This is a genomic window from Pedobacter chinensis, assembly GCF_003339865.1.
Classification (GTDB): domain Bacteria; phylum Bacteroidota; class Bacteroidia; order Sphingobacteriales; family Sphingobacteriaceae; genus Pedobacter; species Pedobacter chinensis.
This window is the reverse complement of record NZ_QPKV01000013.1, coordinates 14,764-40,112: the sequence shown is the minus strand read 5'-3', so window position 1 is coordinate 40,112 and position 25,349 is coordinate 14,764. Positions and strand designations below refer to the sequence as shown.

Annotated in this window: 18 protein-coding genes; 7 read left to right on the top strand and 11 right to left on the bottom strand. The window is 37.7% G+C overall.

Annotated features, from left to right (window positions below; all coding sequences use genetic code 11):
- Positions 1 to 109: 109 nt before the first annotated feature.
- Entirely contained in the window at positions 110 to 1,450 is a 1,341-nt protein-coding gene (locus tag DU508_RS21185; RefSeq protein ID WP_317047856.1) for a GH1 family beta-glucosidase, read from the bottom strand.
- A 593-nt stretch (positions 1,451 to 2,043) separates the two neighbouring features.
- On the opposite strand from DU508_RS21185, the gene DU508_RS21180 reads away from it, so the two are divergent.
- Entirely contained in the window at positions 2,044 to 4,584 is a 2,541-nt protein-coding gene (locus DU508_RS21180; RefSeq protein WP_115404665.1) for a PKD domain-containing protein, read from the top strand.
- 1 nt (position 4,585) lies between these two features.
- On the opposite strand, the gene DU508_RS21175 is transcribed toward DU508_RS21180, so the two are convergent.
- The gene (locus tag DU508_RS21175; RefSeq protein WP_115404664.1) at positions 4,586 to 6,400 is read right to left on the bottom strand and encodes a MutS-related protein; all 1,815 of its coding nucleotides are present in this window, start codon (positions 6,398 to 6,400) and stop codon (positions 4,586 to 4,588) included.
- Positions 6,401 to 6,444: 44 nt separating this feature from the next.
- On the opposite strand from DU508_RS21175, the gene rlmH reads away from it, so the two are divergent.
- Together rlmH and DU508_RS24220 are read left to right on the top strand one after the other, a co-directional pair.
- On the top strand, positions 6,445 to 6,918 hold the full coding sequence (gene rlmH, locus DU508_RS21170; RefSeq protein ID WP_115404663.1) for a 23S rRNA (pseudouridine(1915)-N(3))-methyltransferase RlmH: 474 nt from the start codon (positions 6,445 to 6,447) through the stop codon (positions 6,916 to 6,918).
- A 56-nt stretch (positions 6,919 to 6,974) separates the two neighbouring features.
- Entirely contained in the window at positions 6,975 to 7,097 is a 123-nt protein-coding gene (locus tag DU508_RS24220) for a hypothetical protein (RefSeq protein WP_262511034.1), read from the top strand.
- Positions 7,098 to 7,157: 60 nt separating this feature from the next.
- Here DU508_RS24220 and DU508_RS21165 read toward each other — a convergent pair whose 3' ends face one another.
- The gene (locus DU508_RS21165) at positions 7,158 to 7,700 is read right to left on the bottom strand and encodes a DUF5606 family protein (protein WP_115404662.1); all 543 of its coding nucleotides are present in this window, start codon (positions 7,698 to 7,700) and stop codon (positions 7,158 to 7,160) included.
- Between the two features lie 72 nt (positions 7,701 to 7,772).
- The gene (locus DU508_RS21160; RefSeq protein WP_115404661.1) at positions 7,773 to 8,231 is read right to left on the bottom strand and encodes a peptidylprolyl isomerase; all 459 of its coding nucleotides are present in this window, start codon (positions 8,229 to 8,231) and stop codon (positions 7,773 to 7,775) included.
- Between the two features lie 435 nt (positions 8,232 to 8,666).
- Between DU508_RS21160 and DU508_RS21155 the strand changes: the two genes are divergently transcribed.
- Together DU508_RS21155 and DU508_RS21150 are read left to right on the top strand one after the other, a co-directional pair.
- Complete coding sequence (locus DU508_RS21155; protein ID WP_394341381.1) at positions 8,667 to 9,848, top strand: asparagine synthetase B; 1,182 nt, start codon at positions 8,667 to 8,669, stop codon at positions 9,846 to 9,848.
- A gap of 267 nt (positions 9,849 to 10,115) precedes the next feature.
- Entirely contained in the window at positions 10,116 to 10,808 is a 693-nt protein-coding gene (locus DU508_RS21150) for a porin family protein (protein WP_115404659.1), read from the top strand.
- Between the two features lie 75 nt (positions 10,809 to 10,883).
- Here DU508_RS21150 and DU508_RS21145 read toward each other — a convergent pair whose 3' ends face one another.
- The 7 genes from DU508_RS21145 to DU508_RS21115 form a co-directional block, all read right to left on the bottom strand.
- On the bottom strand, positions 10,884 to 12,896 hold the full coding sequence (locus tag DU508_RS21145) for a putative porin (protein ID WP_233509692.1): 2,013 nt from the start codon (positions 12,894 to 12,896) through the stop codon (positions 10,884 to 10,886).
- Entirely contained in the window at positions 12,883 to 13,698 is an 816-nt protein-coding gene (locus DU508_RS21140) for a purine-nucleoside phosphorylase (protein ID WP_115404658.1), read from the bottom strand. The genes DU508_RS21145 and DU508_RS21140 overlap by 14 nt, the downstream gene beginning before the upstream one ends.
- Positions 13,670 to 14,731 carry a tetraacyldisaccharide 4'-kinase gene (gene lpxK, locus DU508_RS21135; protein ID WP_115404657.1) on the bottom strand — a complete coding sequence of 354 codons (1,062 nt, stop codon included), beginning with the start codon at positions 14,729 to 14,731 and terminating at the stop codon, positions 13,670 to 13,672. Before lpxK ends, DU508_RS21140 begins: the two co-directional genes overlap by 29 nt.
- A gap of 580 nt (positions 14,732 to 15,311) precedes the next feature.
- Complete coding sequence (locus tag DU508_RS21130) at positions 15,312 to 18,371, bottom strand: efflux RND transporter permease subunit (protein ID WP_115404656.1); 3,060 nt, start codon at positions 18,369 to 18,371, stop codon at positions 15,312 to 15,314.
- A 245-nt stretch (positions 18,372 to 18,616) separates the two neighbouring features.
- Complete coding sequence (locus tag DU508_RS21125; protein WP_115404655.1) at positions 18,617 to 19,669, bottom strand: efflux RND transporter periplasmic adaptor subunit; 1,053 nt, start codon at positions 19,667 to 19,669, stop codon at positions 18,617 to 18,619.
- Positions 19,670 to 19,673: 4 nt separating this feature from the next.
- Positions 19,674 to 21,044: a TolC family protein gene (locus DU508_RS21120; protein ID WP_115404654.1), complete on the bottom strand. Its 1,371-nt coding sequence runs from the start codon at positions 21,042 to 21,044 to the stop codon at positions 19,674 to 19,676.
- Between the two features lie 21 nt (positions 21,045 to 21,065).
- Positions 21,066 to 21,704: a TetR/AcrR family transcriptional regulator gene (locus DU508_RS21115; protein WP_115404653.1), complete on the bottom strand. Its 639-nt coding sequence runs from the start codon at positions 21,702 to 21,704 to the stop codon at positions 21,066 to 21,068.
- A 1,456-nt stretch (positions 21,705 to 23,160) separates the two neighbouring features.
- On the opposite strand from DU508_RS21115, the gene pruA reads away from it, so the two are divergent.
- Complete coding sequence (pruA, locus tag DU508_RS21105) at positions 23,161 to 24,795, top strand: L-glutamate gamma-semialdehyde dehydrogenase (protein WP_115404651.1); 1,635 nt, start codon at positions 23,161 to 23,163, stop codon at positions 24,793 to 24,795.
- Between the two features lie 283 nt (positions 24,796 to 25,078).
- A complete protein-coding gene (locus tag DU508_RS21100; RefSeq protein ID WP_115404650.1) occupies positions 25,079 to 25,339 on the top strand; it encodes a hypothetical protein in 261 nt (86 codons plus the stop codon).
- The last annotated feature ends 10 nt before the right edge of the window (positions 25,340 to 25,349 follow it).

The window sequence follows — 25,349 nt, the reverse complement described above, 5'->3', positions numbered from 1 at the left end:
TTGTTAATTTACTTATTTTCCGGCAAAGTTTTTCTGCCGATTTAAAAACTAAATCTCAAAAACTATGACGAAATGATTGTTCTTTAGGAAAATCAACATCCGGTTTACCTTAGTTATTCAAAAATTCCTGCCACCAATAACCAGAGTATTTAATGGTACGCTTCAATGTTTTGAAATCAGTATGCACCAAACCAAAACGCGCATTAAAACCTTCGGCCCATTCAAAATTATCCATTAACGTCCAGGCCATATATCCGGTAATATTTATACCATCTTTTTTTGCTCTTAGCAAGGCCGCCAGATAAAGTTTAAAATATTCGATTCTTTCTGCATCCACAATGTTTCCATTTACCAGTTTGTCGTGATAAGCCGCACCATTTTCAGTAATCATCAGATTTTTAATATTTGGATATGCAGCGAATTGTTTAATAATATTATAAAAGCTTTCTGCATTTATTTCCCAGCCCATTGCAGTGTGCGGCCTCTTTCTGTTCTTTGGTTTTACTTCCCAGGCTTGTATTACAGGTATGAATGCATTGTATTTAATAGTGAGCGGGAAATAGTTTTGCAGGCCGATAAAATCAAAATCAAATTTCATTCGCTCATTTAACCGCCAGGTTCCGTATTCCATTTGAAATTTTTCGAGCACATCCCAATTTCCAGTTGGAAACCCTAAACCCTGAGCGGGCTCAACAAATAGCCGGTTCATTAAGCAATCTACCCGTTTAGCCGCCAGAATATCGTTATCACTCTGTGTATTAGGAATAATTTCTGAGCAGGAGTAAGTCGTGCCGATATGGGCCTTACTTACTTCGGCACGTAAGATTTTACCTCCTTCTGCCTGCGCAAGGGCCGTATGTAAAACTGCCGGAAAAAAATTATTCAATCCGGTTTTTCCAGGGGCATGTATGCCAAGCATGTAACCTAGCGATGTGAATCCAAATGGCTCGTTTAAAACAATCCAGTTTTTAACTTTATCGCCATATTCTAAAGCGCAAATGCTTACAAATGCATTAAATGCCGCATTAATACTAAAACTGGTCCATCCGCCTTCATCTTCTAAAGCCTGGGGTAAATCCCAATGATAAAGTGTAATATATGGAACAATGCCTTGCAATAAACACTCATCAATGACATGATGATAAAACCTAATTCCCTCTTGATTAACCTCTCCCCTACCAAGCGGTAAAATTCTGGCCCAAGCGATGGAAAAACGAAAAGCCTTAAATCCCAGGTGCTTTACCAATGCTATATCTTCTATATACTTATGGTAGAAATTACAGGCAAGATTTATTTTATGGCCTTTTTTTATTTTACCCTTTCTATTGGAAAAAGTATCCCAAATTGATGGTCCCTTGCCATAATCTCCAGAAGCTCCCTCAATTTGTGCCGCCGCGGTGGCAACGCCCCATATAAAATCTGAACCAAAATTGCTTGCTTTAATCATCATAAAAATTGCCCGTTTCAAATTGCAAGTTTAATATTAACAAATCATTAACAATTACACGTTTAAAAAAGAAAGCAATTTTCAGCAAACCCCAATAATAATTTTAAGAGCGCAAAACAAAGCTTTCCATTTATTTACTGAAAAACCACCGGATTCTAAATGCAATATGGAACATTGCTGTACATAGGGTTAGTACTCCTTAACCCTTTCGTTACTGTTTATTAACCCTAGGGGTTAACAAAGGGTTAAGCAGGGGTAAGCAAAGGGTACAGAAAGGGTTACCAAAGGGTTAACAAAGGGTTAAGCAGGGGTTAACCTGGTCACCACAACAGGTAAACAAATCACAGTCGTCTGTCTTATCCGTATATAGCTATACAGGTTAACGACGAGTTTGATTTTCTTTTGATTTATAATGTTTGGGCTTAGTCAAATATTTTTTACCTTTTACCAACCGACATTGCTTAAATTTTATGATTCATCCATTTTTCCTAAAGACCAAAGTCGATGAGTTTTTAACAGAATTAGCACAATACTTTTTTAACTTATTAATAATATTTTTATAACACTTTTAATAAGTTTCTTAATAGTTTTACATTATGCGCTTTTTATTAACTCTCTTATTTTTATTCTTTTATGGCATTAGCTATGGTGCAAACTTTGCTCCTCCGGTAAATGATGAGCTTATTGATGCCATTAACATTTCCAATACATCTGCATTTTGTAGTGCGGATGCGGCGTACACTAATGTAGAAGCGACAACAAGTACATACCGTAGCCCAGTAGGCTGGGCAACTGTAGGCAAAGATGTCTGGTTTAAATTTACTGCTTCAAAATACGATGTCAATATTTCAGTTAGCGGCCGGGTTAATGCAAGCAGTACCAATACAATGATTAATCCCTTGGTGGCTTTGTACACTTTTGAGCCGGGTACCACAGGAATTAGTGAAATGGTTGGTACATCATTTACTTCCAATAATGTTACTTCTTTTTATAAAGGTGCACTAACCATCGGGCAGGTTTATTATGTTCGTGTAAGTGCAGCAAACGACAATACCGGAACGTTTAAGCTTTGCTTAGATAATTATTTCCCTCCTATAAAACCAGGGCAGGACTGTGGAACCGTATCAATTTTATGCTCAAAAGAAACATTCACACAATTAAACGTGACAGGGCCAGGCTCAAATAATCGTGAATCTGCTGGTACCTGCCTGGGAACAGAATCGAACTCGGCCTGGTACATGTTCAGGGCATCGAAAGCAGGCGATTTTACTTTTGTGATAACCCCTACCGTGACTACAAACGACATTGACTGGGTGTTTTATGACTTAGGTTTTAATGGCGATTGCAGTATGGTAAATGCTTCAACAGCAATCAGGTGTGCAGCAGGAAGCGGGGTTACCTGTTCGCCCAGTTATTATAAAACCGGATTGAGCATGACTGAGACCGACTTGACCGAAGCACCAGGTTGCCCTGCAGGTCAGAATGGTTTTGTTAGATATGTTGATCTTATTGAAGGGCATACCTATGCCCTTTTAATTGACAATTTTTCGAGCGGAAACAATGGTTTTACAATTGAATTTGGAGGAACAGCAGATTTAGCAGGTCCAAGTGCTGAGATTGCTGTTCAGAAATTAAACCCATGTACAGATAATCAAGCTTACATTTTTGAAAGCATTGCTTCAAATTATGCTGAGCTTAAATGGTCATTTGGAGAAGGTGCAAGCATAACAACTGCAAACGGCGAAGGACCATACACCATTACTTACAGTACACCTGGAGAAAAAGTTGTTGTACTCGAGGCTAAAGCCACAAATGGTTGTAGCGTAATTACCACGCAAAGTTTTATTGTTGCTAAAACACCAGACAAGCCAGTGATTGCGGCATCTGGCGTTACCCTTTGTCAAGGCGATGTTTTGCAATTTTCAACACCTTTTCTAAACCTTGCCACTTATCATTGGAGCGGACCAAATGGTTTTACATCTGCAGAACAAAACCCTTCAATTGTAAATGTTGGCCCTGAACATGTAGGGGTTTATAAGCTTTTTGTTCAGGTTGGAGATTGTATAAGTGAAGAGAATTCGCTGGAAATCCTTTCCGTAGATTTAAAACCCGAAGCAGCGTTTTCGCTGGTTATTAACAATAAATGCGAATCAAATCAAAGTTTTTCTTTTGTAAATGAATCTAAAAATTACACCAAAATAAATTGGAATTTCGGTTCGGATGTGAGAACACACATTGATGCTGCTCATGATAGTAAACTTATTACTTTTAATACGCCAGGTTTAAAAACAGTGGTGTTAACGATAGAAACAAACAATGGTTGCACATCAACCTTTAGTCAGGATATACTGGTTGAATTAAAACCCGATATACCTGAAATTTCAGTTAACCAACCTTTATTTTGCCTTAAAGATGTGATTAAGCTTTCTGTTCCTGAACAGGAAAACATGCGTTATGCCTGGACAGGGCCGAACAATTTTACCGCAACAACAAGTAGTGTACAAATACCTGTTACTGATTTTAACCAGGCAGGTGAATATCGTATTGTTTTAACATTGGGATCTTGCAGTGCTGAACCTGCAAGCATTATTATCCCTCCAATTGCAAGAATCCCCATTGCGGGATTTCGCACCGAACCATCTTTTAATGTTAAATTTTCAGTACCCGCACCAATCATTTTTACCAATACATCGCAATATGGAGATTATTATGAATGGGAATTTGGTGATGGCGTAACATCTTCTGAAAAAGATCCAATTCACACTTACCAGACGGACGGAACATTTAAAATTACTTTAACTGCATTTTCTAATAATGGCTGTAAGAATTCAATCACGCAGGGTGATTTGATTATTAAAAGGGAAGCTTCCATTTTTACGCCGAATGCATTCTCGCCAAATGGCGATGGTGTAAATGATGAATTCGTTGTTGGCATTACCAATTTAAAAAAATACAGAATCCAGATTTATAATCGCTATGGAAATCAGGTGTTTTTTACCGACAATATTTTCGATAACTGGAAAGGGACTTTCAAAAATAACGACTTGCCAGCTGGTGTTTACTATTATGTGATCTTCGGCACTCATTTAAATAATACCACGGTAAAGTATACAGGTTCAGTTACCTTGATCAGATAGATCAATTTAAACTCAAACCTATTTGTTGAAGTAAAATTGCTGCATTAAAGGTTGAGCATGGCCCTTGCTTCAATTTATAATCGAATTTCATTTCGCCATCTGCAATTTGTATATCAAAATGAAAATTACGCAATGTTTCAGGATGATCATTTTTTAAATCAGCAAGTTGTAAATCGTGAGTGGCAAATAATGCCGGCGTTTTTTCTTCAATTAGCTTTTCTACAAAAACCTTTGAACCCAAATATTTATCTCTGCTATTGGTTCCTCTTAACATTTCATCAATCAACACAAAAGTATTTTCATCATTCGTAATGTTATCTAAGATCATTTTCAACCGATCAAGCTCTGCTTTAAAAGTAGATGTGCTTTCGTTTAACGAGTCTTTTATCCGCATGTAAGAATTTATCGAAAAAACCGACAAGCTCATCGATTTCGCACAAACCGGAGCCCCGGCATAAGCCAAAACCATGTTTACACCCAGCGTACGTAAAAAAGTACTTTTCCCGGCCATATTCGATCCGGTAACAATATCTACAGTTGGTTCATTTTCGACATGAAAATTATTGACAATTCTGGTTTTTGGAGAAATTAACGGATGACCGATCTGTTCGCTTTTTAATGTAAAGGTATCAGTGATTTCAGGGAAAACCCAATCAGGTTGATTGTGGGCTAAGGTTGCTAAAGAAATCAATTCTTCGAAATTACCCAGATGGTTCAACGCAGAAATCACATCTCTTGATGAAGATTGATACCAGCGATCTAAGCTGATGCAGCATTTTAAATCCCATAACAATAGTGCATTTAATATTCCGCCAACGAGAATATTTAATCTTGCATCAAAGTTTTGGATGATTTTAGAAAGCGTTTTGATCTCTTTACTTACAGGCACTTTTGAATTGAATAAAGATGTGATATAATTGCTTTCCCAATGATGATTCTCCGTCCATAAAATAGCATCAGCATATCCGTTTAAAAGACCTGAGCTACCACCGAAACTGTAAAACACTTTATTTATTTTTGAGTTTTGCAGTACGTTCCAGCCCGTGTGGATGAGGAAATAAAGCACCAGAACTTTCCAGAAAATGCTGCTAACAAACATAGCTGCCAACAACAGAACAACGGAAAGATAAGGAACTGAGGCAACATAAAACCTTAAAAATTTTCCACGAACAAATGTTAACTGTTCACCAAGCTGATCTTTTAACTGGATTTTAATTTGCTCAATTTTTTCGATGTCATGCCCATGAAGATTTGCCCTGAAATCAAATGTATCATCAATTTTAGTCAGCATTTCTTTAACTGCCACTTGGCGAGCTAAAATTTTATCGCCAGATGATTTTTCGGATAAATGCTTTGCCAATAAATCCCTTCCGTTTCTGGTATAACACCGATTTAATAAAGAATACAAGGATGCGACTCCAAAAATATCGAGATCAGAAGAATAAGGATGTGATTCTGATTCAAACAATTTTCCATTATCATAACCATTTGGATTACCATTTAACTGGTTCCATTCATTTTGATAAACCCACAATAATTGTTTTTGGTATTCAATTTCGCGATCCAACTGGCTTTGCTTTCTAACCACGAACATAAAACCAATTATGGGTAGTATTAATGCAATTTGAATGAGTGTTCTCCAACCATCATCCGCAGAATTTAATAGTAAAACAAAAAATAAGATTTCTGTAATAAACAACCCAATTCTTACAAGAGAAAGCTGATCTACTAACTTTTTTGTTTGATTTATACGCTCATTAACTTCACTAATTTTTTGGCTATAATCTGATATTATTTGTGCTTGTGTTTTTAACATTATCTTTGGATCTCGAAAAATTATAAAGATAGGCAAAATATTAAATGAAGATTACCTTAATTGCCATTGGCAAAACAGAAGATAAATATTTAATTGAAGGCATTGATAAGTACATCAACAGATTAAAGCATTATATTAATTTCACTTTTTTGGCTTTGCCAGATGTGAAGAATGTTAAAAACCTGAGCGAGGCACAACAAAAGGCTAAAGAAGCAGAGTTACTTCACAAACAAATCAATAACGGTGATGTTGTTATTTTGTTAGATGAGAAAGGTAAAAAGTATTCATCAGTCGCATTTTCCAATTATTTAAATAAGCAGATGGTTGGCAGTGTGCAACATCTGATTTTTATTATTGGCGGGCCATACGGATTTGATGAAAGCATTTACAAACGGGCGAATGGATTAATTTCACTCTCTGACATGACCTTTTCACATCAAATGATTCGCCTGTTTTTTGTAGAGCAACTATATAGGGGATTTAGTATTTTAAAAGGAGAACCTTATCATCATGCCTAAAGCATTTAATCAGAATATGGAAAACCAAACATCAAATCATCATTAAACAAAAAGATATGTTAGATAAATATAAACGTCAGTACAGATATAAAAGTAACCAAAGCGGAAGCAATAAAGTATTATGGATTAGCATCATCATTTCGCTGATCGTTGTTGCCATACTATATTATTTCTTTTAATTGCATAAAAAAACACCAAGGCTTACCGCCCTGGTGTTTTCTATAAAATTGCAGAAAAACTTAAACGCCTTTCTTACTTGTCATGCTTGCTTTCTTAGCAGGAGCAGATGTTTTTGTTGTTGCCTTAGCACTTGCAGCTGCTTTTGAACCAGTAGCTTTCTGCTTTTTATCAGCAGCGGCTTTTTCTTCTGATAATTTAACCTCAGCTGGTGTACCTGGGGTTTCAGGAGCATCTTCAGTAAAAAGAGGTAAATCTTTTAATAAGTTATACCAGGTAATGATTTTCTTCATATCTGAAGCATACACCTTTTCCTGATCGTGACCCGGTGCAACTTCCAGAAAGTATGAGCGCAAATCACCTTTTAAATCTGGTGTAGATCCTTTTTCAGAAATTTTAGCAAAAATATCTGCCAGTTTAATTTCCTCATCCTCGCCATATACAGTAATATCTTCCAATGAAGCCAATTTTGTATTGGTGATGTTAGCTACTATTTTGGTTTTCTGAGCATCTAAACTCTCCAAAATATAACCTACTTTATTTTGTCCAACCAGTTTAAATAAACCTGGTCTGCCTGATACGGCTACAATTCCTCTTAAATTCATAATATGTTTGTTAAGCGGTTAGCGGTGGTTTACAGCGGGTTTTAACGCTTATTGCCCTCCGCTCAACGCAATTTAATCTTCAATTATTTCGATTCCTAAAATTTTGTCTCCCTGGCGGATATCGTCTACAAGATCAACATTCTCAATCGCTTTACCAAAAACAGTGTGATGACGATCTAAATGAGCAGTGTTTGTTCTGCTATGGCAAATGAAGAACTGCGAACCACCAGTATTGCGACCAGCATGAGCCATTGATAATACACCACGATCGTGATATTGATTTTCGCCATCCAATTCACAATCGATTTTATAACCCGGACCACCTGTACCCGGCATCCCTGTTGCACCATCTTTTGAATTAGGACAACCCGTTTGAACCATAAAATTAGGAATTACGCGGTGGAACGTTACACCATCATAGAAACCTTCGTTAGCTAATTTTTTAAAGTTTGCAACTGCTTTTGGAGCATCTTTTTCAAAGAACTCAACAGTCATATTTCCTTTTTCGGTTTTTATTATTGCTTTACTCATATCAAATGTGGTACTGGTTTTAATTTTTAATGACTTAAAAAACTTTGTGTTTTAAAAGCAGAGGGCAAAAATAGCAATTTTGTATAAATAGAACATCTTTAATGATTTAAATTATCAATATACTTAACATTCTGTCAAATTAGTTTTAGTAAACCAGCAGTAATGAGTGCTTGGCGGCCAACAGCCCCGCCATTCGCTATAGCCCTCGTAAAAACCCTGGGGTTGCCGTTGCTGTCGGGTTTAAGTACGAAGCTGGTGCTGCCGGCAAAACATTGAACGAAGTATATAAGATTAAGTGATTTATATTTTAGTTAATAGACTAAATCAGTTATTTTAGTGTTTTATGTAAATATGACCATTAAAAAAAAGTATTGCATTTTGGTTTTTTGTTTGCTCATAAGCATCTGCGCCAGAGCTTCTTCACTGTTAATTTACATGGATGAGGATCAGAAAAACCATCTCAAAGCATACGGCATCGCTTACTGGACCATCAGCAAACAAGTTGAAGTAGATTGGCTTTTAAACTATCGTGGAGGAAGTTTTCTGATCAGGTATAATAAAACGGTAGAAGATGAATGCAAAATCAGAGGGGTTTCTTATGAAGTAATTGCCGATGGGAAAGTAGTGAATCTTCTCAATGAAATCAGCGATCCATCAGTTAATATGGAAATGGTAAAATTAGAAAAAACACCAAAAATTGCAGTTTACTCTCCAAAAAGCAAATTACCCTGGGATGATGCTGTTACGCTTGTGTTAACTTATGCAGAAATTCCGTACGATGTTATTTATGATGATGATATTTTGCAGGATAAATTAACCAAATACGATTGGCTTCACTTACATCATGAAGATTTCACCGGGCAGTACGGACGCTTTTGGTCTTCATTCAGGTATGCAACCTGGTATCAGGACGATGTGAAAAATCAGGAAGCATTAGCGAAACGATTGGGCTTTAAAAAAGTTTCAGAAATGAAATTATCAGTAGCAAAACATATTAAAGAGTATTGTGCGGGCGGCGGATTTCTGTTTGCCATGTGTTCGGGCACAGATAGTTTTGATATTGCCTTAGCTGCAGATGGAGTTGATATTTGCGCACAAATGTTTGATGGAGATCCTGCCGATCCAAATGCACAATCAAAGTTGGATTTTAACAAAACACTGGCTTTTCAGAATTTTAAACTGGATAATAATCCGATGAATTATGAATTCTCTGATATTGACGCAACGCAAACAAGAACACTCAACCAGGCTAATGATTACTTTACTTTATTCGATTTTTCAGCAAAGTGGGATCTTGTTCCAACCATGCTCACTCAAAACCATGATAAGGTTATAAAAGGTTTTATGGGGCAAACCACGGCTTTCAAAAAATCGGTAATTAAACCCAGTGCAACTGTACTCGGCGAAAACAAGGGAGCTGCAGAAGTAAGGTATCTCCACGGAGAAATTGGCAAGGGGCAATTTACCTTTTATGGCGGGCATGATCCTGAAGATTATCAACATGCAGTTGGTGATCCGCCTACAGATTTAAACTTACATCCAAACTCACCTGGTTACAGGTTGATTTTGAATAATGTTCTGTTTCCTGCAGCAAAAAAGAAACCTCAAAAAACATAAATCATAGTTTTGATTGATTATCCTGTCGCAATATGTCGCCAATAGGCGAATATTCCTGATCTGTATACAAAATGAAACATCAAATTAGTACGATTACTACCGTAGCCTAAAGTGCTCAAATCATCTAAAACACTCCTGTAAACCAACACTTTACTTAATCATTATGTAACACGCTTGATACTTTGGCACAGCTTTTGGAAATAAGGCTAATAATTAACAATGGGTAAAGCCCATTTTTTAACAAGATTTTTTAATTAAAAAAATATTATGAAAAAGTTATTATTAAGCGCCTCAGTATTATTATTAGCTACCGGAGCTTTTGCACAATCAACGATGACAAGTTCTACTGCCAGATTCGGATTAAAAGCGGGTGTTAACCTTTCCAGCTATAGTGGAACAGGTGCATATGATTTAGATTATAAAAACAATGTAGGTTATAATGTAACGGCTTTCGGTGATTTCGGTGTTGGGAACAACTTCTTTATTCAACCTGCCGTTTCATTACAAAACAAAGGTGCAAAATTAGAAAGCACAGGAACTGTTGCAGGTTCAACAGTAACCGGAACATTTAAACAAGATGTGATGGCAATTGAAGTTCCCATTAACGCAGTGCTAAGAATCCCAACGGGAGATGCAGGTGCTTTCCAAATTAATGCCGGACCATATATTGGTTTTAACATTTCAGGTAAAAATAAATACACCGGAACTTACACCAATAGTGCCATTGCAGGTTCCAGCTACACCGATAGAGATGTAGAATTTGGAAGTGAAAGCAACGATGATTTAAGCAGCATTGATTTTGGTGCTAATTTTGGTTTGGCTTATCGTTTAAACTCAGGTATTTCAGTTGGTGCTAATTATGGTTTAGGATTATCCAACCTGGTACCAAAAGATGCCAGATCTAACAATGATAAGTTAAAAAACAGAGTATTGGGCTTCACAGTAGGTTATTCATTCTAGAAATAACCCCAGATAACAAAAAAAGCGATTCAATTAAATTTGAATCGCTTTTTTTGTTTCATTTAATAGCCCTGATTAATCATAAAAATTCCAGCTCACGCCAAATTTCAATAATGCATCTTGCATAGGGTAACGGTTTACAGTGTAATATCCAGGCGAGAAAAGCCCCTGATTAATATAATCGTATTTCAGAAATAAATTAGCTCGTTTCAAGTTTGCCTTTATAAAAACATCAACAATTGGTGTAGATTTAAAAACCCGGTCACTTCCAACATAAAACTGAGCTGTAGCGGGTGAATATGAATAGTTAGCATATTCAGAGTTATACCGAACATCGAAACCGACGTTGGCTTTTAAAACCTTGAAAAAAGTTTGGTCCAGGTAAAAACTATTGTAAGTATAAAACTCTGGTGTTCTTAATATTGCATTTTTATCTGTTTTTTGGTAGGCGATGTAATTCTCTAAAACAAATCTGCCAAATTTCCATTTTTTAGACAGATCCAGCCTGATTAAACTAATATCACTGCTCTCCTGCAAAGGCATGATAGCGTTAACGCCATAGGTATCATCTGCAGCGAAATACAAATAATTACTGGTTAAAAAGTATTTTGCGCCCGCTGTAAAACCATATTTATCATTAATGAAATTGAAAGATAAGTTAGCAATTTTGGTATTTTTAAAATTTTGGAAATCCCATCTGTAATGGTTGCCATGATAATAATTGAACAATGCCGCAGGACTTTGATTTTGAGCATAGGCGCCCAATTCAACTCTACCAACAGATTTACTCAATAAAATCCTTGTTTTGGCCTCATAAAGATAATCTCCTGCATTTTCGCCTTGTAGTATCTGTTGCACGTCCAGATTCAAATCGATGTTACTCGTAAAACGATAACCGGCAGCACCTAAAACAGTAATGTTCTGGTAAGCAAATTGACTTTGTTCATAGTTTGATCCATCTTCTTTAATGCCTAAAAATTTATGTTGATAGTAATCATGACGAATGCCGGCATCAACCTTTAACTCATTTTTAATTACCGTTGAATTTTTCGGGCGAAGAAAAAAACTATAAATAAATTCATTTTTAACATGTTGTACATGTGTTGAATCATTGGTAAAAGTTGGGCTGGCAAATCCTTCGGGCATTACGCCGGTTACATCATTTTCATTTTTCGCAAAATCATAGCTGTCATTATCGTATGCAAAAGTATAGGTAACCTTATTAGTCGGTAGAACTGCACTGTTAACATTAGCAGAGGTATCAATACGTCCCACGTAATAAGTCTGTTTCAAAAACACTGTATTTTTACGGTATAAGTTTCTGGCTGTCCTTAATCTGATTTCCTCTGCATCTCTGCTTATTTTATTATATCCCGGCTCAAACAAATCCGGATCTAATGTTGATCCGTTTTCATAAGCCCTCATGGTATTAAAAATTGCTGAGGCCCACATATTGTAACGCTTGCCTGGTGATTGATACCAGGAAAACACGGCAACATTTAAGTTATCTCCACGCTGCCTGCTATAGAAACCTCTCGAATCTCCTCTGTTGAAGTTTACACCTATATTCCAGTTCTTTTTAATATTTTGACTATGGATTGCCTTGAATAATTGTTCTTTCTGGCCCGCACTTATTAAGTACAAATTGGTGTAAGGTGCCCGCGCCTGATAATAAATAATATCTTCTGGTGTTAAAGCATAATAATCCAAAGAATGAAAACCTACATCAAATCCAATTCTTTTACTGGGCTCATATAGCAGTGGCCTTGCTGCCAAACCCATATTACCATTATTAATGGTAGGATGTTGTGGCTGTAAAAGCGGGCTATAATTCTGAATATTGGTGGTAGAAGTATCTAATGGCAATAAAACGATACTGTCTTTACTTAAAGCCAGCTTAGTAAATCGAATAAACTTTGCGGTATAAACTATAGAATCTTTGCCGTCAATCCTTTTTCTAATGGAATCCGCTTCTGATTTATCATTGATGTTTGTTTTTAAATCCTGTGCAAAAGCTTTTTGTATACCCAAAAGCAGTAGAATAAAAAAACAGGTTTGAACAACTTTACGCATCTTATAATTCTGCAATTAAGCGGGTTAAAATCTCTGTCATTTTAGGTTCAGCCCTGGCCGCTACCTCTAAAATTTCATCCAGATTAAAAGGCTGCAGATCTTCCGGGAAACCCTCATCAGTTAAAACTGAAATTGCAAATACGGGCAAACCTGCATGGTTAGCTACAATGACTTCAGGCACTGTACTCATTCCAACGGCATCAGCACCAATTAAACGTAAATATTTATATTCTGCCTTTGTTTCTAAATTCGGACCAGATACTGCTACATAAACACCTTTATGGCATTTAATATCTACAGCTTTTGCAATAGCTAAGGCTTTTGTAATAATAGAACGTTTATAAGGCTGGCTCATATCTGGAAAACGCGGGCCCAATTCACTTTCAATTAAACCACGTAAGGGGTTATCAGGTTGCAGATTGATATGATCTTCAATAATCATTAAATCGCCTTTTTTAAATTCAGGATTTAAAGAGCCTGCAGCATTTGATACAATTAAATTTTCAATGCCCAAACCTTTCATTACCCTAACCGGGAAAGTAATTTGCTGCATGCTATAACCCTCATAATAATGCAAACGGCCTTGCATGGCAATAATTTTTTTTCCGTTTAGTGTTCCGAAAATTAATTTCCCGCTATGGAATTCTAACGTAGAAATCGGGAAATTTGGAATGTTCGAGTACATTAACTGATGCTCAACTTCTATCTCTTTAACCAAGCCACCCAACCCGGTGCCCAATATGATTCCTATTTCCGGCTTAAAGTTTTCGGTTTTGCGTTTTATATATTCAACGGTTTCTTCTATCGCTCTTAACATAGTTTAAAATAAGTTCGTCAAAGGTAATCTTATCTTCTTCAAATAAATCAACCTCTATCGGTAAAAAATATACGGGTAAATTTACCAGTAAATCTTTAAATCCCGCAGCTTTTAAACGCTTGCTATCCTTTTCTGTTGTGATAATGATTTTTTCTTTTTTGCTTCCAGCTTCGAAGGCTGATTTAAACTTCCTGATATCATTGATTTTGAAGGCGTAGTGATCAGAAAATTCTTCGTGCTTAATGGTTTTAGAATATTTTTCTAATTCTTCAATAAGAGGATCGGGGTTGGCAATTCCTGTTAACAGGAATATTTCAAAATCTTTAATTGATTCCAGAGGGCGGCTTTCATTATTGTACAGATGCTGAAGATCGCCATATTTCAGGTATGAATGTAATACCTTTTGTGTATTGTTTGGTTGCAATTCGTTTATTGATGCTTGTTGCGCTACGGGTAACAACGGAACCGGAGATTTGGTAACCAACAATACATCCGCTCTTTTGCGGGAAGCGAAAACATCCCTCAAATTACCAGCTGGAAGTAAGAATTGTAATGTTCCTAATTTTCTAAATTCGAAAAGCAAAATATTTAACCCCGCTCTTATGGCACGATGTTGAAAAGCATCATCAAGGATAATCAAATCATGATTTTCTTTCAACTTTTCAATTCCTTTAACCCGATCCTCACAAACGGCAACTGTTATATTTTCAAACTTCTGATAATACTGTAAAGGTTCATCGCCAATAGATTCGGCGGTTGCATTATCATCAGCTAAAATGAATCCTTTGGTTTTCCGTCCATACCCCCTACTCAAAATGGCAATCCTATACTCAGCCAATAACCGAACCAGATACTCTGTAGTGGGCGTTTTGCCCGATCCACCAACTGCTAAATTACCGATGCATATGATTGGTAAATTGAATTTAACAGAACGCATTAGTCCCCAATCGTATAATTTTTTTCGAAGGACAATGGCCATGCCATAAATGAGTGAAAAAGGAAGAAGTAAAAGGCGTAAATAATTAAATAACATATCGTCGTGTTTTCAAAAATACTGATTATTTAAAAAAATTAGGCATCGCCAAAACGATGCCTAATAAAGCAACCATAAGAAGGAAAAAATGTTTGTCAGAAATTTATGGGAAAATGAATAATTCCTTTTGCAATGACGGATTAAGCTCCAAAACTCACGTTACTTTTAATATGGAAGAAAGACGTGACAGATAAATTGGTTCACTAGTCATTGGTTCATTAGTATTCTGGCAGAACACCTTTCTAAACCTGAATAGTCATGCGGAAATATTTTTTAGTAGCGTAAACCTGAATATACTGTCCTTGCTGAGGGATAATTTATTTTGCTTCGCAGGTGCTTCGTGGTCATAAAAATCAATATAAATGACGTCGATCTTTTTCAGGTATTTTCCCGCAGATACCGCTGAGTACGCAGATAAAAAATAAAATCTGCGTAATTTTCTTAAAGCTGTGGGACATTCTTTCTTTAAAATTTGAGCGAAAATTATGATTAACGGTGAATTATAAAATACATCAATGGTAGACACGAAACATCTGCAACGGATGGAACAGACGCTTCGTGCCTCAGCATGATAAAGAGCCTAATCTTTTCTATCTACATCAACTTTTGGCGGCATCAATTTATAAACCACTGGTGTCACAATTCTGGATAACAAAGTAGAGCTGATTAATCCACCAATCATTACTATGGCGAGAGGTGAAATAAGTGGATTACTGGATAATGCGATAGGCAGCAAACCACCAATAGCAGTAAATGTGGTGAGTATAATCGGCAAGAACCTGATTTCGCCAGCCTCTTCAATCGCTTGGTTTAGTGGCATTCCTTCCGAACGTAATTGATTGGTAAAATCAACCAGTAAAATGGTATTTTTTACTTCAATGCCCGCTAAGGCCACGATGCCAATTGTTGCTACAAATGAGAGTGAATTCCCTGTAACCATTAAAGCTAAAACAGCACCGACAATACCCAACGGAATAACCGAAAGTACAATCAATGTGCTTTTAAAGGTTTTGAACTCCAATACCAAAACAGCAATAAACATAAATAGCGTAACTAAAAGAATGCTACCGAAACCACCGAAGCTTTGATTTCTGCTTTCAACCTCTCCACCCATTTCAAAGGTATAACCACCAGGAAGTTTAATGTTTTGCATTTGAGCCTCCACATCCTGAATCACTTTATCGTTCAAAAAACCTTTTTGCACAAATGAATTAACCGAAATAGTCCTTGTTTTATTGTGATGATTAATACTCAAAGGCGAGGTTTCTAACTTTAAGGAGGCCACTTGCAGCAAAGGAATTGAAGTGCCCTGATTATTGTTGATGTAAAGGTTGTTAAAAACTGATAAGTCAGGATAAGACGGACGACTGGTAGTCAACAAAATGCTGTAGTCATCACCAGTTGATTTGGGATTCAGGAATTTTCCGACTTCTAAACCCGCAACAGCCATCCGCACTGTTCTATCGATATTTATTGTAGCAATGCCCAATGCCTGTGCCTTCTCCTTATTAATATCAACCTTAATATCAGATTTTAAGTTTTTCAGTGGATTGTTCACATAAATTGTTCCCTGAGTTTTCAGCAACATTCCTTCTACTTTTGCTGCAAGGCTTCTTAAAGTATCAAGGTTATCGCCAAGCAATCGTACTTCAACAGGTGAAATAATTGGCTGCCCTTGTTCAAAATCCTTAACTTCTACTTTAGCTCCAGGATAGGGTGTCCATTTTTTACGCAGCATTTCAATGATCTCGATTTTACGATCAGAACGTATATCGGGTTGTAACAGCACAAAAAGTTCAGCGAAATCGGTACGCTCATTTTGTGGTAAAACGTTATAGTAAATTCTCGGATTGCCTTTACCCACGTTAGATGCAAAATATTTTACCTCAGGAATTGCCTTTAATTCCTTTTCAATCTGTCTGGTAATTGAATCGGTGTACTTCAAATTCGATTGTAAAGGCGTAGAAATATTAATTAAAAACTGAGGTTTTTCTGATGCGGGAAACAAACTGAATCCAATTACGGGGATCAAAAGAATTGAACCTGCAAAAATACCAAGAGCAATCACGATGGTTAAAATGGGTTTGGCCAATGCTTTATCCAATAATTTTGAATAAGACCCGTGGATGATTTTTTGCAAAGTGCGCAGAAAAACATTCCCGTTAACATCTGCATGAGGCTTTAATAACTTACTCGATAAAAAAGGAACAACAGTTAGGGCTACCAACATTGATGCAATAACTGAACAAATTACCGCAACTGGTAAACTTCTGATAAACTCTCCTGAAGCTTCCGGCAGAAACATCAAAGGCATAAATGCAATAACCAAAGTTGCAGTACAGCCCATAACGGCCATCCCGATTTGGCTGGTTGCTTTAAGCGTTGCATCTAATCGGCTGTGCCCCTCCCGCATCCATCGTTCTATATTTTCAACAACAACAATGCTGTCATCAACTAATAACCCTAAAGAAACAACCAGGCCAACAATGCTTAACTGATTTAAACTGAAGCCCAGTACACTCAATAAAATCACACCAATGGCCAATGAAAGCGGAATGGAGACCATTACTACAAGTGAAGCTCTGGTTCCTAAAGGTAAAAGCGTTACCAGAACCAAAAGGATGGCAATAAGGAAATCTGCGCCCAAGCCGCCCAAACGATTATTTACGTTGTCGGCCTGATCAAACATTAGCTGCTGATCGATATTTGCCGGCAAAGTTTTCTTAAAATTTTCAATAACGGGTAAATATGCTTTTTGAGCATTGGTAATATTGCCTCCCGATTTTTGAGCGGCCACAACAAACACGCAGCGAAAACCATTTAAACGGGTAATATCTTTCTCTTGTGAATAATCGAAATATACATTGGCCACATCTTTCAGTGCGGTGTTTTTACCATTCCCACTGAAAACGATCGTGTTTTTTATCTCATCAATATCCTGATAATTTCCGCTGGTTTTAATATTGAAAGATTTAGTGCCTGCATTTACACTTCCACCAGGAATATTAGCCACTTCGCTTTGTATGGCATTAACGATAAAGGTAACCGGCAAATGCAGTTGTGCCAATTTCTCCAAATTCAAATCCACGCGGACAAGCTGATCGGGCAAACCCATAATCTCAACATTTTTGAGGTAAGGGATTTTCTCCAATTCATCCTGCAAATCTTCAGCTTTGCTTTTAAGTTTATCTCTGGATGCATTTTCAGAAATCAGCGCGATTTGCAATACATTCACATCTGATGGCGAAACTTTTTGCACTTCCATGCTGTAAATTTCCTGGGGAAGATTTGCCCTTTCACTGTTCACTTCACGCACCAGTTCCTGGTATTTATCATCTACGTTTACGGCATATTTGTATTCGACAAAAATTACAGCTAAACCATCTCGAATGGTGGTTTTGATGGATTTAATATCGTCCAACCCATAGATTTTTTTCTCCAGTGGTTTAACCACCAATTCTTCCATATCCTTCGGGCTCGCTCCAGGATAAACCACCACAACAGGATAATTCGGTGCATTCATATCCGGATCTTCTGATCGTGGCATGTTAAAGATAGTGGTAATGCCCAGCGCCAAAACCATGAGCACCATGATTAAGGTAAACTGGTAATTTTTTACAGCATATTCTGATATTTTCATCTTTTAATGTTTTTATATTTTTAACCCAGATGTCACACATAGGAAAGGCTAGACCATTCATCATGCTGACCTGTAGCGAATCGGAAAGCAACGAAGTAATTTATTTCAGCATCTATTAAAGAAGACTCTGAAATAAATTCAGGGTGACGGCTGCATAAACCTGCCTTTACCCCCCACCTTCTCCTTGCTAAGATTTTGAGTTTTCGCTTTAGTCTTTGGTCTATCTGCATCCAAACCTAAACCCTCTACCTTATTACCTTAATCTTAGAGCCATCCGTTAAATAAGCACTTCCAGATATTATTAGCGATGTTGCATTTTCCAATCCGCCACTGATGCTGATTTTATCATTTTGAATCGCACCTAACTGAACCTTAACTTTCTGAGCTGTTTTATGATCGTTGGTAACGAAAACATAACCCTCGTTTTCGCCACCATCTAATAAAGCATCGTAAGGAATCATAAAACTGCTGACACTTTTGGTTGGAATGATGTTCGCCTTGCCAAATAAACCTGCCGCTAAACCCTTAACGTTATTTTCTGTTAATGTTAATTCAACTCCGAAAGTCCCGCTTTGCGGATCAATACCTTCTGCCTTTCTGGTAACTTTAGCTTGAAATGATTGATTCGGTAAAGCATCGGTTGTGATCGTTGCCTGATCTCCTATTTTCAAAACCGACCATTGTTCATCACTTAAACCCACTTTTAGAATCCATTTGCTCTGGTTTGCGCCGTTAATTTGTAAAACCGGTGTTCCCGGACCAACAACTTGCCCATCATTTGCCAGTTTTTTCAAAACAAAGCCATTACTTGTTGCTCTGATTTCTGAATAATTTTGATTGAATTTTACCGCGTCCAATTGTTGCCTGGCAACTTGTAAGGCTGTTTTTGCATTTTGCATCTGCTCTAAAGTGGCCACACTATCTCTGTAAAGCTTACTAGCACGGGCATAATCACGCTCAGCCTTTTGGTAGGATAGATTTACCTGTTGAACCTGAGCAGAAATCTCAGTTTGATTAATAGTGGCCAATAATTGCCCGCTGCGAACGGCATCTCCTTCTTTTACTAAAATCTTATTAATAATACCACCGTTTTTAAATGAAAGCAAAGTTTCATCGTTAGTGGTAAATTGCCCTGAAGCAGCAATTGCATGACTTGCATCTTCTACTTTCAAAGCCATTACTTTTACAGGAATCGTATCCTGACCGCCTATTGCAGCTTCTTTTGTTTTATGATTTCCACAGGCACTCATGCTAAGTACCGCAGCAATTAAGGTTGAGTAAATGAATATCGTTTTCATAAAATTAATTTATTGAGTATTGGGCAGTTTCGCGTTCCACATCAGCCATTGCCGATAAAACCTTGTACCTGTTAATATTGACTAAAAGTTGTGCGGAAGTATATTGATTTCTGGCATCAACTGTTTCTATAAATGAGTTAGTGCCTGCCTTAAAGCCTTTTTCAATTAAACGCTGATAGCTAGATGCGGCCTCAAATTGTTTAAGCGAAGATTGGTAGGTTTGATAAGCTGAACGCAGATTATTTTGAGCAGTCCTGGCAGCCAGATTTAATTGTTGAGAAACTAAACTGGCATTTAATTCCGCATTCTTAATATCTAAATTGCTCTGTTTTATCTTGTAGTTATTTCTGTTTCCAGTAAAAATCGGGATATCCAGTTGTAAGCCAAGCATATAATACCGGGTGTTATCATTAAAATGAAATCCTTCTGATTGTGAACCTAAATCAACAAAAGCACCTAATTTTGGAACAGCGAACTGTTTGTTCATTTTAAGAGCAGTTTTATTAATATTGATAACCTGATCTAGAGCCTTTAACTCCTCTCTTCCATCGGCAACCATTAAATTGGTAAGTAAATGTTCTACTTCTGTCAAACTTACTTTGTCATCAAAATTCGTTTCAATTTTCTCATTCGAATCGCGGTTGAGCAGAAAATTGAAATACATTCTGGCGTTAACCACCTGTTGTTCAGCGGCAACCAATTGGGCATTTGCGTTTTCAACTTCACTTTTCGAACGTAAAACATAAGCTGGCAAACCTTTACCACCTTCAAGCAATTTCTCGTTGACCCTCAAGCCCTCATTCGCCAATTGCAAGCCCGACTTATAAATATCAACTGCTTGCAAGGCATTGAGATAATTATAATAAGCCGTTTTAATATTCCTGATCAAATCGCGTTTATAAATCTGTACTTCAAATTCCTGCAAAGCAACCTGCTGTTCAGAAATTTTCTTGTTGTACCCTATATCTGTGTTAACGATTGGAATAGTGGTTCTTACCCTTGCATCATAATAATTTTTCGGCAGGAAATTAATGCTTTGATTCTCCATTAAAGGGAAATTATTAGTTGCTGTGAGCTGGTTGAGCGTAGAATAAACGGGATTTAACAAATCGCCAAGTGGCAATGGAATGTTCCGTCCTCCATCTGCGGTAGACCAGGTTGTTGAAAAAGCAACCGTTGGCAAAAACAAACTTTTTGCGGATTTTAGCGCATATTGGGCTTTTTCAAGTGAGATATTTTTTTGTTGTAAAACAATATTGTTCTTAAACCCTTCTGCGAGATAACTATCCAGCGCTTGCTGGGCATGCCCATTGGCAACAGAAAAAACAACTATTGAAAGAAACGCTACCGGAAATTTTAATTTTAAAACCTTCATAATTAACAGTGTTAATTTATTTTATTTTAAACCCTCCAGCATTTTCACAAAGCCGGCAAAAGTTACCTCCATTAAATCGCCCCCTTCAAACAATTCAACTTTTGTAGATGCCATATGATCTAAATGCCCTTGTAATTTCAAACCGCACAAACCATGCATCAGCGACCAGATGTTTAACGCAAACGTTGTTGTATCAAACTTTGTAAAATAGCCTGCTGCCTTGCAATGCTCAACCGTCATAGTTAACGATGAAAACGCCTGCTCCCCCTCTTCCCATTCCTCTCCCTGGCAATGGGCTTTTACAAATTCGATAGGTTCTTTCATAATAAACATTAGCTCATAGAAATCAGGGTTATTTAATGCAAAGTTCATGTAAACCCTACCCATCGCCTTTAATCGCTCAAATGGCTCATGTACATGCTGCAAAACCAGAAACTGTCCACTCAATAATTTGAAACCCTCCTGATGCAAAGCGTACATAATATCTGCTTTATCCTTATAATACAGGTAAATTGTCGTTGGACTGAATTCTATTTTCTCGGCAATCTTTCTGATTGAGGTAGCATCGTAACCATCTTTCAGAAAAAGCTCTTTAGCGGCATCTAAAATCCGTTGTCTTAAATCTTCCTTGTGCTTTTCCTTACGCTCTTTTATTCCCATAGCAAAATATTTACACTGCAAATATAGTTAACACTGTTAATATTCCTAATTTTTGAGAATATTTTTTTTATCTGAGGGAGAGTTTTAGAGAAAACCTCTCCCTATCAAAGGAAGAGTTTAAGCAACTTCATCCCTCCCCCTCAAAGAGAGGGAACAAGAACCTTTACATTTAACCATTAACCATAAACTAAAAAGAGACTAGGGCAGCGCAGGGTTTCACTCAAAGCCCGACAAACCCCTCTCTTCAAGGAGAGGGGCAGCACTTTAGCAACCAAACCACATACATTGATGGGGAGAGGTTTGATGCCCAGCCCTAAAAACCTCTCCCTATGAAAGGAAGAGTTTCAGCGACTTTTGTGCATCCCTCCCCCTCAAAGAGAGGGAAACAAGAGCCTCTACATTTAACCATTAACCATAAACTAAAAGAGACTAGGGCAGCGCAAGGTTTCACTCAAAGCCTTACAAACCCCTCTCTTCAAGGAGAGGGGCAGCACCACAGTAACCAAACCACATATGTTGATGGGGAGAGGTTTGATGCCCAGCTCTAAAAACCTCTCCCTATCAAAGAAAGAGTTTAAGCAACTTTTGTGCATCCCTCTCCTCAAAGAGAGGGAAACAAGAACCTTTACATTTAACCATAAACTAAAAGAGACTAGGGCAGCGCAGGGTTTCACTCAAAGCCTTACAAACCCCTCTCTTCAAGGAGAGGGGCAGCACCACAGTAACCAAACCACATATGTTGATGGGGGAGAGGTTTGATGCCCAGCTCTAAAAACCTCTCCCTATGAAAGGAAGAGTTTCAGCGACTTTTGTGCATCCCTCTCCTCAAAGAGAGGGAAACAAGAGCCTCTACATTTAACCATTAACCATAAACTAAAAGAGACTAGGGCAGCGCAGGGTTTCATTCAAAGCCCGACAAACCCCTCTCTTCAAGGAGAGGGGCAGCACCACAGTAACCAAACCACAAACATTGATGGGGAGAGGTTTGATGCCCAGCCCTAAAAACCTCTCCCTATCAAAGAAAGAGTTTGAGCAACTTTTGTGCATCCCTCTCCTCAAAGAGAGGGAAACAAGAGCCTCTACATTTAACCATTAACCATAAACTAAAAGAGACTAGGGCAGCGCAGGGTTTCATTCAAAGCCCGACAAACCCCTCTCTTCAAGGAGAGGGAAACAAGAACCTTTACATTTAACCATTAACCATAAACTAAAAAGAGACTAGGGCAGTGCAAGGTTTCACTCAAAGCCCGACAAACCCCTCTCTTCAAGGAGAGGGGCAGCACTTTAGCAACCAAACCACAAACATTGATGGGGAGAGGTAATAAAATATTTATAAATCTTAAATTACCCGATGAAAGCTAAAAAACACTCAAACGTTTGCCCTATTTTCTTTACAGAATAATAGAATGGTCTAGCCTAAAAAGCCTTATCTTTGCGCAACTCATAAAAATACACTATGCTTAAAGGATTTTTTAACGTACCCACTCCGGTAAACGAACCTATATTAAACTACGGCCCAGGCAGTAAAGAACGTGCACTATTGAAAGAGGCACTTGCTGAGGCCCGTTCACATCAACAAGATATCCCGATGTATATTGGCGGAAAACAAGTTCACACCACTAAAAAAGGTAAGGTTGTTCCACCACACGATCATCAGCATGTTTTGGCCCAATTCAGTATTGGCGATAAAACACATATCACACAAGCGATTGATGCCGCATTAGCAGCAAAACAAGACTGGGAAAATCTTGCGTGGGAGCACAGAGCCGCAATCTTTTTAAAAGCTGCTGATTTAATAGCTGGTAAGTATCGTTATAAATTAAATGCTGCGACCATGCTTGGTCAAAGCAAAAATGCGTATCAGGCAGAAATTGATGCCGCTTGCGAATTAATTGATTTCTTACGTTTTAACGTGAGTTATATGTCTGATATTTATAAACAACAGCCTCCTGTTTCTCCTCGTGGAAGCTGGAACCGTGTAGAGCAACGCCCGTTAGAGGGTTTCGTTTTTGCATTAACACCATTCAACTTCACAGCAATTGCTGCAAATTTACCTGCATCAGCCGCAATGATGGGTAATGTTGTGGTTTGGAAACCTGCTGACACCCAGGTTTATGCAGCTAACCTTTTAATGGAAATTTTCCGTGAAGCAGGCTTACCTGACGGAGTTGTAAATTTAGTTTATGCTGATGGCCCTGAAACCGGCGAGGTTATCTTTAACCATCCTGATTTTGCAGGAATACACTTTACCGGTTCAACAAAAGTGTTTCAGGAAATCTGGAAAACAATTGGAACAAACATCCACAAATACAAATCATATCCTCGTATTGTAGGCGAAACGGGTGGAAAAGATTTTATCCTCGTTCATCCGTCTGCACAGGTTGATATCGCAAATACAGCAATTGTTCGGGGTGCTTTCGAATACCAGGGACAAAAATGTTCGGCTGCAAGTCGTGTTTACATTGCAGAAAGTCTTTGGCCAGAAATCAAAAAACAAATGTTACGCGATTTGGCTACTTTTAAAATGGGTGGGACTGAAGATTTCACTAATTTCATCAATGCCGTTATCGATGAGCGTTCATTCGATAAATTAGCGAAATACATTGACCAGGCTAAGAAAGACAAAGGTGTGGAAATTATTGCTGGTGGCAATTACGATAAGAGTAAAGGTTATTTTGTTGAACCTACCGTTTTAGTGGTTGACGATCCGAAATACACTACAATGTGCGAAGAATTATTTGGCCCGGTTTTAACCGTTTATGTTTATGCAGATCAGGATTTCGATTCCATTTTAGAAGTGATCGATACCACATCTCCATATGCTTTAACCGGTGCTTTAATTGCTCAGGATCGTTATGCAATAGAAAAAGCCAGTCATGCGCTACGTAATGCAGCTGGTAACTTCTACATTAATGATAAATGTACCGGTGCCGTTGTTGGCCAGCAACCATTTGGCGGCGCCAGAGGTTCTGGTACAAATGACAAAGCAGGTTCAATGATTAACTTATTGCGTTGGGTTTCTCCACGTACCATTAAAGAGGTTTTTGAATCACCAACAGATTATCGATATCCCTTCTTAGCTGAAGATTAAGAAAATTATTTGGTTCATAGAAACACAAACAGATTAATTTAGCGTTGACTACTTTATTGCAAAAATCGCCGGAAAGTTGTCAACGCTTAAAAACATTTAAAACCTCTGGGTAATCAGGGGTTTTTCTTTTTCACAGGCTTTAATCGTAAATGCAGTGCAAATAAATTTCTGATTCTTAATGGTAGGCCATTGAAATGAAGATCTGGAACTTCCCCTTCCCTACGACATTATAAAACTAAATCAGTTTGCAGCTGTTTCTTAATAAGATTCAAAATGAAAGATCATGGAAAACGAAAAAGATCAAAACGATAACCTACGCGATAAAAATGCGGATAACTCAGCAGATAAAACGAATATGCCGGATCAACAGGTTCCCCGCCACCGCAGCGATGAAAACAGCGACAAGAATCGCATTAAATCTGAAGCAGAAAATTTAGCCCGTGATTTTGGCAAGGGCGATTTTGGTTCAGAGGAAGCACGTGAAGATGCTGAAAAAGGGAACAAAGGTCATGCAGGAAACATGCCAAATACAGAAGAAGAATAAAGCCCCAACA